Genomic DNA, 15,421 nt, shown 5'->3' with positions numbered 1-15,421 from the left:
ATATAAAACATCATGCGCTTCCTCAAAGAACCTGAATACTCCCACGGCAGAACAGGCAAAACCGCCGTCGTACTGATCAACCTTGGCACACCGGATGCCCCTACGGCATCGGCAGTGCGCCCTTACCTCAAACAATTTTTATGGGACCGGCGCGTGGTTGAAGTGCCACGCCCGATCTGGTGGCTGATCTTGCATGGCATCATCCTGCCGTTTCGTTCCGGTCAGTCTGCAAAAAAATATGCCTCCATCTGGACCAAAGACGGTTCGCCACTGAAGATACATACTGAAAAGCAGGCCAGCCTGCTGAAGGGTTACCTTGGTGAGCGCGGACATGAAGTTCAGGTTGCCTATGCCATGCGCTATGGCTCACCATCCATCCCTGATGTTTTGCAGAAACTCAAGAAAGATGGTTGTGAACGCATATTGATTTTGCCAGCCTATCCGCAATATTCCGGTACGACGACGGCATCCAATTTTGATGCCGTCGTCCAGCATTACCAACAGGTCAGGAATATGCCTGAACTGCGCTTCATCAAGAACTATCATGATCATGATGGCTATATTCAAGCATTGAAGGTATCTGTCTTGGATCACTGGCAAAGTCATGGCCGGCCAGAGAAACTGGTCATGAGTTTTCATGGCTTGCCGAAAGCTTTTTTAATGCGAGGCGATGCCTATCATTGCGAATGCTATAAAACTGCGCGCCTGCTGGCTGAAAAACTGGGGCTGGGCAAGGATGATTACATCGTCACCTTCCAGTCACGCCTGGGTCGTGCCGAGTGGCTGCAACCCTATACGGCACCGACGGTACAGAAACTGGCAAAAGACGGTATCAAACGTATCGATGTCATCTGCCCCGGCTTCATCGCCGACTGCCTGGAAACCCTGGAAGAAATCGCCATGGAAGTGAAGACCGAATTCTTGCGTGCTGGCGGTAAGGAATTCAACTACATCCCCTGCCTGAACGAATCTCCCGCGTGGATGCGCGGACTGGCAGAGATCGCAGAACAACACCTGATTGGCTGGCCAACCATGATCACTGCCAGCGTGCGTGAACAACAAAAACAGCAAGCCCTGATCAGCCGTTCCGAATCGAAACGACTGGGCGCGGATCACTAAAGAGCAATGAGCAAAACCTATTTCATCGGTGACATACAAGGCTGTGCCGAACAGTTGCAAACGTTGCTGGATAAGATAGAGGCGCGTTCACCCCGCGCCTATTATCTGTTCGCCGGCGATCTGGTGAACCGAGGTCCACAATCACTGGCAAGCCTGCGCTTGATACGCAACCTGCAACAATGTGGTCGTGCGGAAAGCGTATTGGGTAACCACGACCTGCATTTGCTGGCAGTTGCCCATGGTATACGTCCAGCCCACCGCAGCGATACTCTGGACGATATCCTTCAAGCACCAGACCGTGATGAATTGCTGCACTGGTTACGGCAACGCCCTTTGGCAATTTTCAAGAACCAGCATTTGCTGGTGCATGCGGGCGTCTTTCCGCAATGGTCGGCAACGCAAGTGCTTAGCTTGGCCAAAGAAGTGGAGAACCGCTTGCGGGCACCTGACTGGCTGGACCTGATGCAAAATATGTATGGCAACACGCCAGACCATTGGCAAGATGATTTACAGGGCCATGCACGTTACCGCTGCATTATCAATGCGCTGACACGCATGCGTTTTTGCAGCAATGACGGCAAGATGGATTTTGCCACCAAGGATGGCGCGGGTGCTGCACCGGAAGGATTTTCTCCATGGTTTGACTTGCCCAGAGCAACGGAAGAAAGTACCGTGGTTTTCGGTCATTGGTCCACACTGGGCCTGGTATTGCGCCCCAATCTGATCAGCCTGGATACAGGTTGCGTATGGGGTGGCAAATTGACTGCCGTTGCGCTGGAAGACCGCGACCTGGTACAGATAGATTGCCCGCAACAACAAAAACCAGGTTAATCTTCAGTCACACCCAATTCCTGCATCACAGCCGCGCGCGCCAGCTTGGCAACATCGCGCCGGTGTGCGCCTTCGGTAGGAATGGCAGGCAAGCGCACTAGTTCTGCCGTCATGCGCGGTGCCAGCAAGATGATGCGCATACTCTCTGCAAAAGTCATGTCGCCAATAAAATCAGCCGCGGCATGGAACTGACCTTGTGCATCCAGATAGCGAATCACGAATGGCTGCACCGGTACGCGTGCTTCTATCGCTGCTTCAAACAGATTGGCATGAAACGACAGCACATTCCCTTGCGATGCTGTTGTACCTTCGGGGAAGAATGCAATGCGCTTGCCCGCTTCTATCTGGTGTACCAGACCTTCATATATACGACGCACATCGCGCTGTCTGCCACGCACCAGGAAGATGGTACCTGCCTTCTCACATAACCAACCCAGCAAAGGCCAATTACGGATATCTGACTTGGCAACAAAATGGCAAGGGTGCAGCGTATTGATAACGAAAATATCCAGCCAGGAAATATGATTGGAAACGATCATCGCAGACGCATTCACAGCCCCTTTGCTTTTATCTTTGAAAGCAACATCCACAGTACAGATGGCCAGCAACTTGACCGACCAGCGACGCACCAGATAATCACGCCTGGCATCTTGGGCAAACGGAAAGACCACTGCGCAGGTCAGCAGACCCGCGATGAGATGAATGAATACCCGGAAAAAATGCCAAACGATCATACTGACTCACAAAAATACTCACGTAGAGTAACAATAAAATTTAACATCGCAATAAAACAAACGGGAGTACGGTGAACCATACTCCCAGTAAGTTATCTTATTACCCAAATGATGCAGTTAAATCTGCATCCCTAGAAAACCGCCTGCTCAATGAGCATTATTTAGTGCAAGGTATCTAACGCCACATGCCCCGACACGATGGTTGCCTTCACCACACCCGGCAATTCATAACCAAGGAAAGGTGTATGCTTGCCCTGGCTGGCAAGGGCTTTTGCTTCCACCTTCCAGCGCGTGGCCGGATCAAAGATGCAGATATCGGCTGCTTGCCCGACCGCAATTTGTCCTGCAGGCACACCTGCGACCCTGGCTGCATGCTGGCTGATTTTGGACAAGGCCAGCATCAGGTTGACTTCACCACGGCTGTCTTCTGCCCATTTCAGTGCCAGCGACAACAGTAATTCCAGACCTGTTGCACCTGGAGAAGCTTCGGCGAAGGGCAGTAATTTTTCATCATCATCGACTGGTGTGTGATCAGAACAAATAGCATCAATCGTACCATCCTTCAATGCAGCACTGATCGCATCACGGTCACGCTGACTGCGTAAAGGTGGAGTCAGGCGCGCATTTGAATCGAAGAAGCCGATATCTGCATCGGTCAGGTGTACATGATGGGCACCCACGTCACAGGTCAGAGACAAGCCTTCTTTCTTGGCCTTGCGTATCAGATCGAGACCGGCAGCCGAAGAGATGCGGCACAGATGCACCTTGGCATTGGTAGCACGCATGAGTTCAAACAGGGTGTGCAAGGCAATGGTTTCTGCCATGACAGGCACGCCGGACAAACCCAGTCGTGAAGCCAATGGGCCGCTGTGCGCCACGCCACCCTTGCCTATGTATGCATCTTGCGGACGCAGCCAGACTGTAAAACCAAAAGTACTGGCGTATTCCAGCGCTCTTTGCAGCGTATTGGTATTGGCAATGGTTTCTTCTGCCTGTGAAAAACCGATGCAACCAGCCTCTGTCAACTCTGCCATCTCTGTCAGAGCTTCGCCCTTCAAGCCGACTGTCAGTGCACCGAGCGGATATACATGCGCCTTGTTTTGCATGCGAGCTCTTTGCTTCAACATTTCCACCAGGCCGGATTCATCCAGTACCGGGTCGGTATCCGGCGGGCAGACCAGGCTGGTGACGCCACCACGCATGGCGGCCTGCAATTCGGATTCCAGTGTGGCCTTGTATTCAAAACCTGGCTCGCGCAAACGGGCACTCAGATCAACCAGACCAGGGGCCACCACCAGACCAGTCGCATCGACGGTTTTATTGGCGACAAAATCAGCCGGTGCCTGACCGATGGCCACGACCTTGCCAGCGGCGATATATACGTCTTGTACTGCATCTGTTTCACTTGCCGGGTCAATCACGCGGCCATTCTTGATATGTATTTTCATAGTTCCCTCATACCCCGCCGCTGTTACCAGCCACGATGCTCATGACAGCCATGCGCACGGCAATACCAAAAGTCACTTGCGGCAGGATAACCGCTTGCGGCCCATCGGCCACAGCAGAATCAATTTCCACGCCACGGTTCATGGGTCCCGGATGCATGACGATGGCATCAGGCTTGGCCAGTGCCAGACGTTCTGGAGTCAGGCCATAGCTTTTGAAATATTCCTGTGCTGACGGTAACAAGGCACCGCTCATCCGTTCATTTTGCAGACGCAGCATGATGATCACGTCAACGCCTTTCAAGCCTTCGTTCATGTTGTTGAACACGCGCACACCCATTTGCTCCAGGCCACCAGGCAACAGAGTGCGTGGGCCAATGACGCGCACTTCCGGTACGCCGAGGGTAGTCAGGGCATGAATGTCGGAACGGGCCACGCGGCTGTGCAAGACATCGCCGACGATCGCTACTGTCAGATTGGTGAAGTCTTTTTTGTAATGGCGTATGGTGTACATGTCCAGCAAACCCTGCGTAGGGTGAGCATGACGGCCATCACCGGCATTCACTACATGAACATGATGCTGTTTGGTGTCATTCAAATGCTTGGCGATCAGGAAAGGTGCGCCGGAAGTCGCATGGCGTACCACAAACATGTCAGCATGCATGGCCGCCAGGTTGTCTATGGTATCCAGCAGGGATTCACCCTTGCTGGTGCTGGAAGCAGCGATATTGAGATTGATGACATCGGCAGACAAACGCTTGGAAGCAATTTCAAATGTGGTGCGGGTGCGCGTGGAATTTTCAAAGAACAGATTGAACACGCTTTTGCCGCGCATCAGCGGCACTTTCTTGACTTCCCTGTCGCTGACACTGACGAAGGAGGAGGCGGTATCCAGGATATGGTTGACGATGGCTTTCGGCAAGCCATCTATGGTCAGCAAATGCTGGAGTTCGCCGTGTTTATTGAGCTGGGGATTATGCATGGTCAATAGAGATGCTGAGTGTGCCATCGTCTGCACGTTGCAGATTGACAGAGACGGCGGGTTCAAATGGGGCAGCGTAGGCAACAAAATCGGCAGCAACCGGCAATTCGCGGCCACCGCGATCGACCAGGGTTGCCAGCATGATGCGGGCCGGACGGCCATAATCAAATAATTCATTGATCGCGGCACGGGTAGTGCGACCGGTGTACAGCACGTCATCTACCAGGATGATGTGGGCACCATTCACATCAAAGGGAATATGCGTTGGTTTGACTTCAGCATGCAGGCCCTTGGCCGCATAATCATCGCGATAAAAAGATACGTCGATGAAGCCAGCCTTGTTTTTCAAACCCAGGTCAGTTACCAGGCGTTCAGCGATCCAGGCACCGCCAGAATAAATACCGACAATGGCAAGATGGTTCTGTATTGCGGCATGGGGTCGTATCTGATTCAGGAGTTGCTGGTACAGTGCTTCTGCATCCAGGCTGAGGTGTGGAGAAGTCATGGCGTTTCGTCAAAATATTGTTGCAGGATAAGGGCAGCCGCATCATCGTCGATAAATTCACCGCGCCGTGCATCCAGTACGGCGGAAGAATAACGTTCATCCACCAGTACGGCGGGCACATTGAAGCGGCCATTGATCTGATTGGCAAAACGCTTGCAGCGCTGTGTCATTTCATTGTCTGCCCCATCAGGATGCATGGGCAGGCCGACCACACAGAGCACAGGTTGCCATTGCTCTATCAGGCGACTGATTTCGGCAAATTTGCCGTCATTGGTGGGAGCGTGAATAATGCTCAAGGCTTCTGCCTGGCGCAGAAAAGTATTTCCAACGGCAACGCCTATGCGTTTCAAACCAAAGTCAAATGCAAGGACGGTACCGTCACTCGCAGCCATCAGGCGTGCCCCGCGTCAGCCGCAAGCATCATGGGGTCGATGCCCAGCAATTTGATGGCAGCGGCAAAGCGCTCTTCCATTGGCAGATTAAACATGATGCTAGTATCAGCAGCCACAGTCAGCCAGCCGTTCGCCAGGATTTCCTGCTCCAGCTGACCAGCACCCCAGCCAGCATAACCGACACTGATGAGTACCTGCTCCGGTCCGTCACCAGCAGCCACGGCTTCCAGCACATCTCTTGAAGTGGTAAAGGCGACGTCATCGGTTACCTTGAGGGACGATGAATACTTGCCAGGTGGCGTATGCAGCACGAAACCGCGATCATCCTGCACCGGGCCACCAAACATGACCGGGCTTTTACCTATAGGGTGGGAATTGGGGATGATTTCCAGTTTCAGGTCTATACGGTCAAACAGACCTGCCACTGTCAAATCGGTAGGACGATTGATGACCATACCCATGGCCCCGCGTGCGCTATGCTCGCACAGGTAAATGACCGTGCCGCCAAAAATGGGGTCGAGCATGGATGGCATTGCTATCAGGAAATGATTTGTCAGATTCAGTTCCAAATTGGCATCGTCTTCAGTTTTCACTTTGAACTTGTGTTTGGCAGTCAGTGATGCAGACTGCGTTGCCTCATCGTGCAGATTGATATGTAAGGATTTTGTTTGCTTCGCCATATCCGCATTTTAGCATTTTTAGCGTGCTTTTTCGATGTGTGCTATGGTCCGGCATAGCGTTTTAGTCACAGTGCCTGTTTTTGACATTTAGTCATTCAATTTCCCTCATGCAAGAAAATAAACTGCATTTTCAACGTTCTCTGGTCTGGTTCAGACGGGATTTGCGCAATGTTGACCATGCAGCGCTGCATCATGCCTTGCGGCAAAGTGAAAGTGTCTTCTGTGCTTTCATTTTCGACAGAAAAATATTAAATGATTTACCTGACAATGACAGGCGAGTCGCCTTCATCCATGAAAGTCTAAGTGAACTGGCAACGTCGCTGGAACAGATGGGTGGCGGGTTGATCGTGCGCTATGCCGACGCAGTGGAAGAAGTACCACGACTTGTACGTGAACTGAATGTGGACGCCGTGTTTGTCAACCATGACTATGAACCACAGGCGAAATTGCGCGATACCACCGTCCAGCAAAGTTTGTCAGTCAGCAACTGTGCCTTCTTCAGCTACAAAGATCAGGTTATCTTTGAAAAAGAAGAAATCTTGTCACAGGCTGGTACACCGTTTTCGGTATTTACGCCGTATAAAAATGCCTGGTTGAAAAAGTTTCATGCCGATACCCGCGATTTTTATTCACGTGCTTACCCCATTGAAAAATATGCCCACAAGCTGGCCCGGCCAGCGGCAAGCGACATACCTAGTCTGGAAGAACTAGGTTTTCCTGCCGCCGCTGACAGGCGCATGCCGGTTGCCGCCGGCATGACAGGTGCCAGCCATTTGCTGGATGATTTTCTGGGGCGCATGAAGCTGTACGACCAGTCGCGCGACTTCCCTGCCGTCAAGGGGCCGTCTTACCTGTCAGTACATTTGCGTTTCGGCACCATATCCATCCGACATCTCGTGCAGGAAGCCATACGGCAAATGCGCATTGCCACCAATCGCGGTGCCGAGATCTGGTTATCTGAACTGATATGGCGTGATTTTTATTTCATGATCCTGCACCACCATCCTCATGTAGCCCAGCGCTCCTTCAAACCCGATTACGATGCCATACAATGGGAAACCGGCCCCCAGGCCGACGCCCATTTCAGCGCATGGTGCGAAGGTCGCACCGGCTACCCGCTGGTCGATGCAGCCATGCTGCAACTCAACCAGACCGGTTACATGCACAACCGCCTGCGCATGGTTACTGCCTGCTTCCTGATCAAAGACCTGGGTATAGACTGGCGTCGGGGTGAAGCCTATTTCGCCACCCACCTGAACGACTTCGACCTGTCCGCCAACAACGGCGGCTGGCAATGGGCATCCTCCTCCGGCTGCGACGCCCAACCTTATTTCCGCATTTTCAATCCCATCACCCAGTCAGAAAAATTCGACGCCGAAGGCAAGTTCATCAAGCGCTATCTGCCACAACTGTCCAAGCTGGATAAACGCAGCATCCATGCGCCGTGGAAAGCCGCACCGCTATTGCTGGAGCAAGCTGGCATCAAACTGGGTAAGGATTATCCCTATCCCATCATCGAACACGATGTAGCGCGCAAGCAGACTTTGACGCGGTATGCTGTGGTGAAGAAGGTGGCTACGCATGAAGAGAGTGAGTAAAAACTAGAGAGGTGTCCAACCTATACCTGTAGCAATTTGCAGTTGTTGGTTTTGACCTTGGGGTTGCTGTTGGTTTTGAAGTTGCTTTTGACTTCAATCCGCTTGGGACATAGCAATTTGTGCGTCGCAGAAAATGGATCAGAAAGCTTCGTGTTTGAGCCGTAGGCGAGTTTCGAAGCTTTCCCATTTTTTGTGATGCACAAATTGTGCTGAAGCGTAGCGTAAGCACCCGAAGGGCAAGTCTGCGGTCGCCTTTTCTTTGGATACTTGCTTTTGGCGACGCAAAAGAAAGTATCTCGGCCACCGGGCCGAGACCCGGCTTGGGTCCACGAAGGGCAATCGTTTTAATTAACGAAACGGTATGCCGCGAACGCCGCTGGAGCGCCAGCCCGGTAGCCTCCAGCCTACGCTGGAGCGACGTTACCAAGTTTACGGCAATTCAATCTATGCGCATTGCCTGCCGCATAAAAGCCAGAAGTTAAAAACTAAAAGCTAAAAAACACAAACACAAGCGAAGACGAATGCAAGACAAAAACAAAAAAGCAGAGATTGCTCTCTGCTTTTTTAGTACATAAGCCTGCAGCCCACTTACACAATCACCGCCGCATCCTTACCCACAAACCCCATAATCGCCCCCAACAAATCGTCTTCACGATATGGCTTACCAAAGTACTCATTCACACCGAGTTCTTTCGCATAATTACGATGCTTATCCGCAGTACGCGAGGTAATCATGATGATAGGAATATGGCTGGTACGTGAATCGCTGCGTACGTTACGTGTCAGATCGAAACCATCCATACGCGGCATTTCAATGTCTACCAGCATGACGTCTGGTGTGACTGATTGCAATTGTTCCAGCGCATCGATACCGTCTTTCGCCAGGATGACCTGATAACCTTCACGTGTCAACAAACGCTGGGTCACGCGACGCACCGTCAGGGAATCATCGACCACCATGACAGTATGCTGAGTACGCAGACCCTGTACAGGTTCAGACTTGGTCTCCATCACTTCAGTGGCGGTATGCAAGTTAGCCACAGCGCCCATATCTGGCGTAGCTTCCGTACCCAGTTGTTGCAGGCGGGCATGCTCGTGTTCCATCCTGTGTGCCAATGGCACCGGATTGAGAATCAACACAATTTCACCAGAACCCAGTACCGTAGCACCGGCAATACCTGTCATACGGGCCAGTTGCGGACCGATGTTTTTAACAACCACCTCGCGGTTACCAATAATATCGTCGACGTGGATGGCAATCCGTTCACCACCACTCTTCATGATCAGTAAAGGTGTGTATTGCTGTGTAATCGGTGTTGCATCATCCTGTCCAAGCATGGAAGACAGGTAATACAGAGTCACGCGCTGACCTTGCCACATGACAGCACCTTCGTTATAGGCATTGGCAAGCGCGTTCGATTTCAATTGCTGAACCTGCTCAACCAGTACCGACGGTACGGCGAATGTACGGCCACCGGAGCTCAGCAGTACAACCTGCGTTACCGCCAGCGTCAAAGGCAGGCGGATGGTGAATTCTGCGCCCTTGCCTTCGTTGGTGGTCACTTCGACACGACCGCCCAGCGATGCCGCTTCGGAACGGACAACGTCCATACCGACGCCACGACCAGCTAGTTCTGTAATTTCTGTCGCTGTCGAGAAACCAGGCTCGAAAATCATGTTGGCTGTTTCCAACTCACCTGGATTGTCGTCATTCGTGATCAAACCAACCGACAGGGCTTTTTCACGGATGCGTTTCAAGTTCAGGCCCTGGCCGTCATCGCTGAAGCGGATCACGACCTCATTACCTTCCTGACGGATTTCAATCAGCAATTCGCCAGTTTCTTCCTTGCCGTGGTTGCGTCGCTGCTCGCGGGTTTCGATACCATGGACAATGGCGTTACGTAACAAGTGTTCAAATGGACCAGCCATTTTTTCCAGAACGCCCCTATCCATTTCCACCGTCGCACCGCGAATATCCAGATTCACGCGCTTGTCGACTTCTTTGGAAGTCTGGCGCGTCACGCGATACAGGCGTTCGGAAATACTGGCGAACGGAATCATACGCACACGCATCAGATCCTGCTGCAAATCACGCGTCAAACGTGCCTGTACCAACAGGTCATTCGATGCGCCATCAATGGTGCGGGTAAGATTGGTCTGCACGGTGGCCACGTCGCTGACGCTTTCAGCCATCATGCGGGTCAGTTCTTGCAGGCGAGTGAAGCGGTCAAATTCCAGCGGATCAAATTCACGGTCGGCAGAGTGTGCCATGCGTGAAGTAATCTGGGTTTCCGCCTGGATCTCCACCTCACGCAACTGGTCACGCAGACGATTGACGTTCTCCGTCAACTCGCTAAGAGATGAGCGCAGGGTGCTGACTTCATTTTCCAAACGTGAACGCGAGATCGATACCTCACCGGCCTGGTTGACCAGGCGATCCAGGATATCGGCGCGTACACGCACCAAAGTAACAGGTGCGCCAGCTGCCGCTGGTGAATTGGCGGCTGGTGCCACGGCTGCCGATGGCAAAGAGCGCGTCATGACCGGCATGACCGGTGTCAGATTGACCAGCTCATTTTTAACAACAGGCTGCTCTACAGTGTTGGCTGCCAACTGATCCTGGAACTGATCCAGTTCTTGCGCAGTGGTCAGCGCAGCATCGACTGGCGCCGCTGCCGCATAGGCTTCCGGATGTATCAGGCGATCAAACATGTGCATGCTGTGATCGTGACGAGCCATCAAGTCGTCCAGCAAGGACGCACGCACGGCACTACCACCATGCATCAGGCTCTCGATACGCGATTCCATGTCATGGATATGTTGACCCAGGCCCATCGCGCCAGCCATCCTTGCACTACCTTTGATGGTATGCATCAGACGGGCTATGGATTGTGGAATGGCACTGTCGTCTGGCTGTTGCTGCCACGAGCGCAGCAATTGCCCTACCATAGGCAAAAGATCATTACCTTCTTCTATGAAGACCGGTAACAGGTCCATATCCAGGTCATCCTTGATCTGGACGCCCTGATCTGCCACTGCAGGCACGTAGTCATTGACAGCAACAGGTTCCGGCACGACTGGCTGGACTATCGCAGGTATTACTGGCACAACAGGTGCTATTGGAGCGACCGGAGCAACTGATATTGCCGTTGCTTGTGGCTCTTCAACAGCGGTGATGGCAGCAACTTCAGGCTCTGGCAAGACTTCTTCAACAAGCGCTTCGTGTTCAACTTCAGCATGCACAGGCAATTCTGGTTCGTCGTGCAGGACAGGGATGTCAGGCACTTCGACGACGTCAATCGCTTCAGGCAATATCAATGCTTCAGCATGAGTTTCTTCAGGCAAGGCTTCTACTACGTCAGCAGATACCAGATCCGGCACCACGGCTTCAGGTTCAATTACCGGTACTGCAAGAACCAGTTCTTCTGGCAACGCCAACGCAGGTTCATCCAGAACAGGCAATGCCTCTGCCATCTCTGGTTCTTCTGGCAGTGCTGCGGCAACCAATTCTTCAGTGACTTCTTCCAGTGGTGTCACTTCTTCCGCATGAGACAGGATATCCAGATCCAATTTTTCATTGGTCGAAGTCAGGTATTCTTCATCAACACCGGCATCCGAACGCTCTATGACAGCCTGCAATAGTCGTTCAAGTTCACGGATATCGTCCGGTGCAGACGCGGCCATTTCGGACAAGGCAAATTTCTGCAACATGCGTTTGGCCGATTCCAGCGAATGATCGAGCACATCATATTCATTGTCGGACAGGGTGACCGGATGACGTTCCAGGCGTTGCAATACAAATTCCAGACTATGCGCCAATTCTTGCAATGGCTTCAATCCTACCGTAGCAGAACTACCGGCCAGCGAGTGACTGGCGTGGACCGCATGAGTAGAAACATGGCGATGTGGCTCGTGTCGCCACTCCGCAAAATCCTGCACGAGGAAACGCACTATTTCGTCGGTTTCCGCCATGTAAATAGAGTACAGCGGTAAACTGATTTCGATGTCACCAATACGTTTAACGTTGTCATCAACATCGGATATCGGAGCAGACAAATCAGGGAATTCTATGATTTGTGCTGTAGCGACTTCCACCGGTGTTTGCTGGACAGGCAGTTCAGGCTCAACGACGGCAGGTGCAATATCAGCCAGCGCGGTAATTTCTTCTGTGGTAACAGCCGCCAGTTTCTCGGCCTCACCGGGGATGTCTTCCGCCACCAGTGATTCAAGCACAGTGACATCGGTCACCTCTTCTACTGGCAGTGCATCGAGCGTCAGCGTTTCTGCAACTGGCAATGCCAGTAATTCTTCTTCCTGCGTCAAGGCTTCATCATGTACCGCCGCGTCTCCTGCTGTGTCTTCAACAGTAGCATCCTGCAAGCTTGTTTCTACATGCAGCTCAGGAATATGGACTGCTTCGACTGGCTCATCAAGTGCAGGGATTTCTGCTGCCACAGTCGCGCTGACTGGCACATCCAGATCTGCAAGCGGTAAATCATCGAAAGCGGCCAATTCAAGCGGTGCAGCGATTACGGCCTCTTCTGCCACTGCTGGCAATTCTTCCACAACCGGAAGCGCCAATGCTTCGACAACAATTGGTTCTTCAACTGCAATTTCCAACACTGGCACTTCAGCTACCGGTGCGGTAACCGCAGCCACTGTTTGAACTTCTGTTTCTGGCTCATCGACATAATCCAGACCAGCTTTGACGCGTTCAGCTGCAGCGACAATACGGGCACCTGTACGAGGCGATGTGCCACTTTGTTTCAGCTCGTCAACCCACACCAACATCTCGTTTGAAGTATGTTCAAGCAGAGAGTATAAATTTTCATTGCCGTCACGAGACTCTGATAACCAGAGATTCATGACCTGTTCTATGCTCCAGGCAGTTTCACCAAACACATTCAGGCCGACCATGCGACCACTGCCCTTGAGTGTATGGAAAGAGCGGCGCAAACTGGTCAGATATTCCTGGTTGTCCGGATCCTTTCTGGACATAGGCAGAGTGCTCTGGACAAAGGCTAGCACTTCATCTGCCTCCATGAGGAAGATTTCAAGCAGTTCGGCATCAATTGCCTCATCAGCCGCTGTTTTTTCCTCAACTACTTCTGCGACTACCGGTGCAGGTGCTGCCTGTATGGTGGTAGCAACAAGATCCGGCAAGGCTTCTGCAGCGTTGCTTTCTTCTGCGACATGATCCACATGGGGAGTTTCTTGAGAGTGAAGCTGTTCCGTACCATGTGCAGCAGTTGTAGCATCATGTGCGTGCTCTTCCTCTGGCAGATGAATATCAGCACTAGGTAACAATTCCTTGGCTGCCTGTGCTTCCAGCAAGTTGGAGCGGAATACGCCAGCTTCGTGGTCGAAGCTGAATTTTTTCTTGACTGTATCCGGTTGTGACTGCAAGGTCTCGATGAAGAATGACAGCGCGCCTATGTTTTGCGCGACATTTTGATGCGCTGCAACCTGGGCGTCACCTTGCGCAGTCGCATCGCCGTCTTCCTGATTGGCAAACTGCGCAATCAACTGGCGTGTATGCTCTACAGCGGCCATGGCATCATCCTGATCCAGGATGGCAAGTGCACCACCTATCTGATGTAACACGCCATCAATCGGTTTCAGTGCTTCTTTATTGTCGGGTGCCCGGAAATACTCGTCCAGAATTTTTTCTATGTGGCGCAAGCTTGATTGCATCTCTGCCACCAGCACCCCCATGGTTTGGCGTTGCTGTGCTTCACGCGAAATTTCACCCATCCAGCTGGATTGGGCCTGTGGTACCTGGCCAGATACCACCGCCAGCAGGCGCTTGGTGATTTCTTCAGCACGCTCGGCAAAATGAGCTGGCAGACGTGCCACATTATCCACAGCGTGTTCGACAAATAGCAGACTGGTTGCCAATTCCAGGCCCAGTTTGCTGGCTTCAGGCGAATGCGACACACTGCGGGCTATCCCATTCAGTTCACGCAATAATTTCGACAGAGATGGCGCATTCAAACCAGCACCTGTCTCTGACAGGTCATTCATTTTTTGGGAAAACTTATCTGCCAGGCCATTTTCGCCATTAGCAATCCTGCCCCACAAATTCTTGGCGGCAGACAGTTGTTCTTTTGCCGTTGTTTGTGCACCGGCTGTGATCTGACCATAACTCTTTTGATTGTAGTCAGCTGGAACCGTGTTATCCAGTTGATAAGCTGTACGTATGCGGGCTACAAATGGCGATGGGGATTCGACCTGCGCCAGGAAAAACAGGGTATCACACAACAACCGTTCAGGAATGGCTGTAGCACCTTCTACCAAACGGCGAATCTGCAGATTGATACGACCAAATATCTGCTTCGCATGTTGTTGATTACTCTCAAAACCGCCATGGCTGACTGAGTCAACAAAAGCGCGCATAACCACCCAGAATGCTTTCGCCTGTGAGTTGCTTTGACCCTGTTCAATTTCAGCCAGCAGATCATGCATGGATTGCGCAGCAATGCTCTGTTGTGTCTTGTCTTTACTGGTCAATACGGTCAACAACAGTTTTTCAAAGCGCTGACGCAAAGTTGCAACATTGATGGCAGAGGGCTTGCTGCTAACGGCCAGTTCGGGGATTTGTTCCTTGGCATATAGCGAAGGAAAAAACAGATCAGCCGGGTGTATTCTTTCTGCACCCTTTAATTCCAGCAAACCGCGATAATAAGGAAACAAGCGCACTGGCTGATGTGGCGAGCCAGACAACAGGTCTTCCAGGTAACGCAAGACGGCATGAAAAGCATCAACGATAACTTCCACATTCGCTGGCGTCATTTCCAGCTGACCGCTTTGCAGACGTTCGAGTAATTCTTCTATCGCTTCTGTAACGACGGATACCCCGTCGATATCAACAATCTGCAAGGCACCATGTGCCTGATGCAGATAGCTTTTTGCATGCAAAATGGTGGTAGGGCGGGTTTCAGCATCCTGGGCAAGTGCATCTTTGAGCATCTTGCCAGCATTCGTGATTGCTTCCCGCACTTCTCCCATCACCCAGGAAAGTGGCCCGATGTCGAACTGTTCCTGCGGAAGATCTGGCGATTTTGAAAAATCGGATGTCATGCGTACTCCGCAAACTCAAGGGCAATGAACATCAGTTCATTGCCGTGCAAATATG

General features: G+C 52.0%; 10 protein-coding genes. 3 read left to right on the top strand and 7 right to left on the bottom strand.

Annotated features, from left to right (window positions below):
* The first annotated feature begins 12 nt into the window (after positions 1–12).
* On the top strand, positions 13–1,119 hold the full coding sequence (hemH, locus tag AC1RVX_RS12400) for a ferrochelatase (protein ID WP_493216898.1): 1,107 nt from the start codon (positions 13–15) through the stop codon (positions 1,117–1,119).
* Between the two features lie 6 nt (positions 1,120–1,125).
* The gene (locus AC1RVX_RS12395; RefSeq protein ID WP_493216897.1) at positions 1,126–1,950 is read left to right on the top strand and encodes a symmetrical bis(5'-nucleosyl)-tetraphosphatase; all 825 of its coding nucleotides are present in this window, start codon (positions 1,126–1,128) and stop codon (positions 1,948–1,950) included.
* Here AC1RVX_RS12395 and AC1RVX_RS12390 read toward each other — a convergent pair.
* From AC1RVX_RS12390 to AC1RVX_RS12365, 6 genes are all read right to left on the bottom strand, one after another.
* Positions 1,947–2,684: a lysophospholipid acyltransferase family protein gene (locus AC1RVX_RS12390; protein ID WP_493216896.1), complete on the bottom strand. Its 738-nt coding sequence runs from the start codon at positions 2,682–2,684 to the stop codon at positions 1,947–1,949. The two genes, AC1RVX_RS12395 and AC1RVX_RS12390, sit on opposite strands and share 4 nt — an antisense overlap.
* A 161-nt stretch (positions 2,685–2,845) precedes the next feature.
* Positions 2,846–4,132, bottom strand: coding sequence for a dihydroorotase (locus tag AC1RVX_RS12385; protein ID WP_493216895.1), 1,287 nt, complete (start codon positions 4,130–4,132; stop codon positions 2,846–2,848).
* Between the two features lie 7 nt (positions 4,133–4,139).
* Positions 4,140–5,111 carry an aspartate carbamoyltransferase catalytic subunit gene (locus AC1RVX_RS12380; RefSeq protein WP_493216894.1) on the bottom strand — a complete coding sequence of 324 codons (972 nt, stop codon included), beginning with the start codon at positions 5,109–5,111 and terminating at the stop codon, positions 4,140–4,142.
* On the bottom strand, positions 5,104–5,616 hold the full coding sequence (gene pyrR / locus AC1RVX_RS12375; RefSeq protein ID WP_493216893.1) for a bifunctional pyr operon transcriptional regulator/uracil phosphoribosyltransferase PyrR: 513 nt from the start codon (positions 5,614–5,616) through the stop codon (positions 5,104–5,106). Before pyrR ends, AC1RVX_RS12380 begins: the two co-directional genes overlap by 8 nt.
* Positions 5,613–6,008, bottom strand: coding sequence for a Holliday junction resolvase RuvX (ruvX, locus tag AC1RVX_RS12370; RefSeq protein WP_186947028.1), 396 nt, complete (start codon positions 6,006–6,008; stop codon positions 5,613–5,615). Before ruvX ends, pyrR begins: the two co-directional genes overlap by 4 nt.
* Complete coding sequence (locus AC1RVX_RS12365) at positions 6,008–6,688, bottom strand: YqgE/AlgH family protein (protein WP_493216892.1); 681 nt, start codon at positions 6,686–6,688, stop codon at positions 6,008–6,010. The genes ruvX and AC1RVX_RS12365 overlap by 1 nt, the downstream gene beginning before the upstream one ends.
* 107 nt (positions 6,689–6,795) lie before the next feature.
* Here AC1RVX_RS12365 and AC1RVX_RS12360 point away from each other — a divergent pair, with 107 nt between their 5' ends.
* Entirely contained in the window at positions 6,796–8,286 is a 1,491-nt protein-coding gene (locus AC1RVX_RS12360; RefSeq protein ID WP_493216891.1) for a cryptochrome/photolyase family protein, read from the top strand.
* Between the two features lie 588 nt (positions 8,287–8,874).
* On the opposite strand, the gene AC1RVX_RS12355 is transcribed toward AC1RVX_RS12360, so the two are convergent.
* Positions 8,875–15,366, bottom strand: coding sequence for a hybrid sensor histidine kinase/response regulator (locus AC1RVX_RS12355; protein WP_493216890.1), 6,492 nt, complete (start codon positions 15,364–15,366; stop codon positions 8,875–8,877).
* Positions 15,367–15,421: the final 55 nt, after the last annotated feature.

The sequence above is a fragment of the Undibacterium sp. GW821-FHT11B02 genome (genome assembly GCF_058808955.1).
The sequence above is the reverse complement of the archived record's forward strand: the minus strand, read 5'-3'. Positions and strand labels throughout refer to the sequence as shown.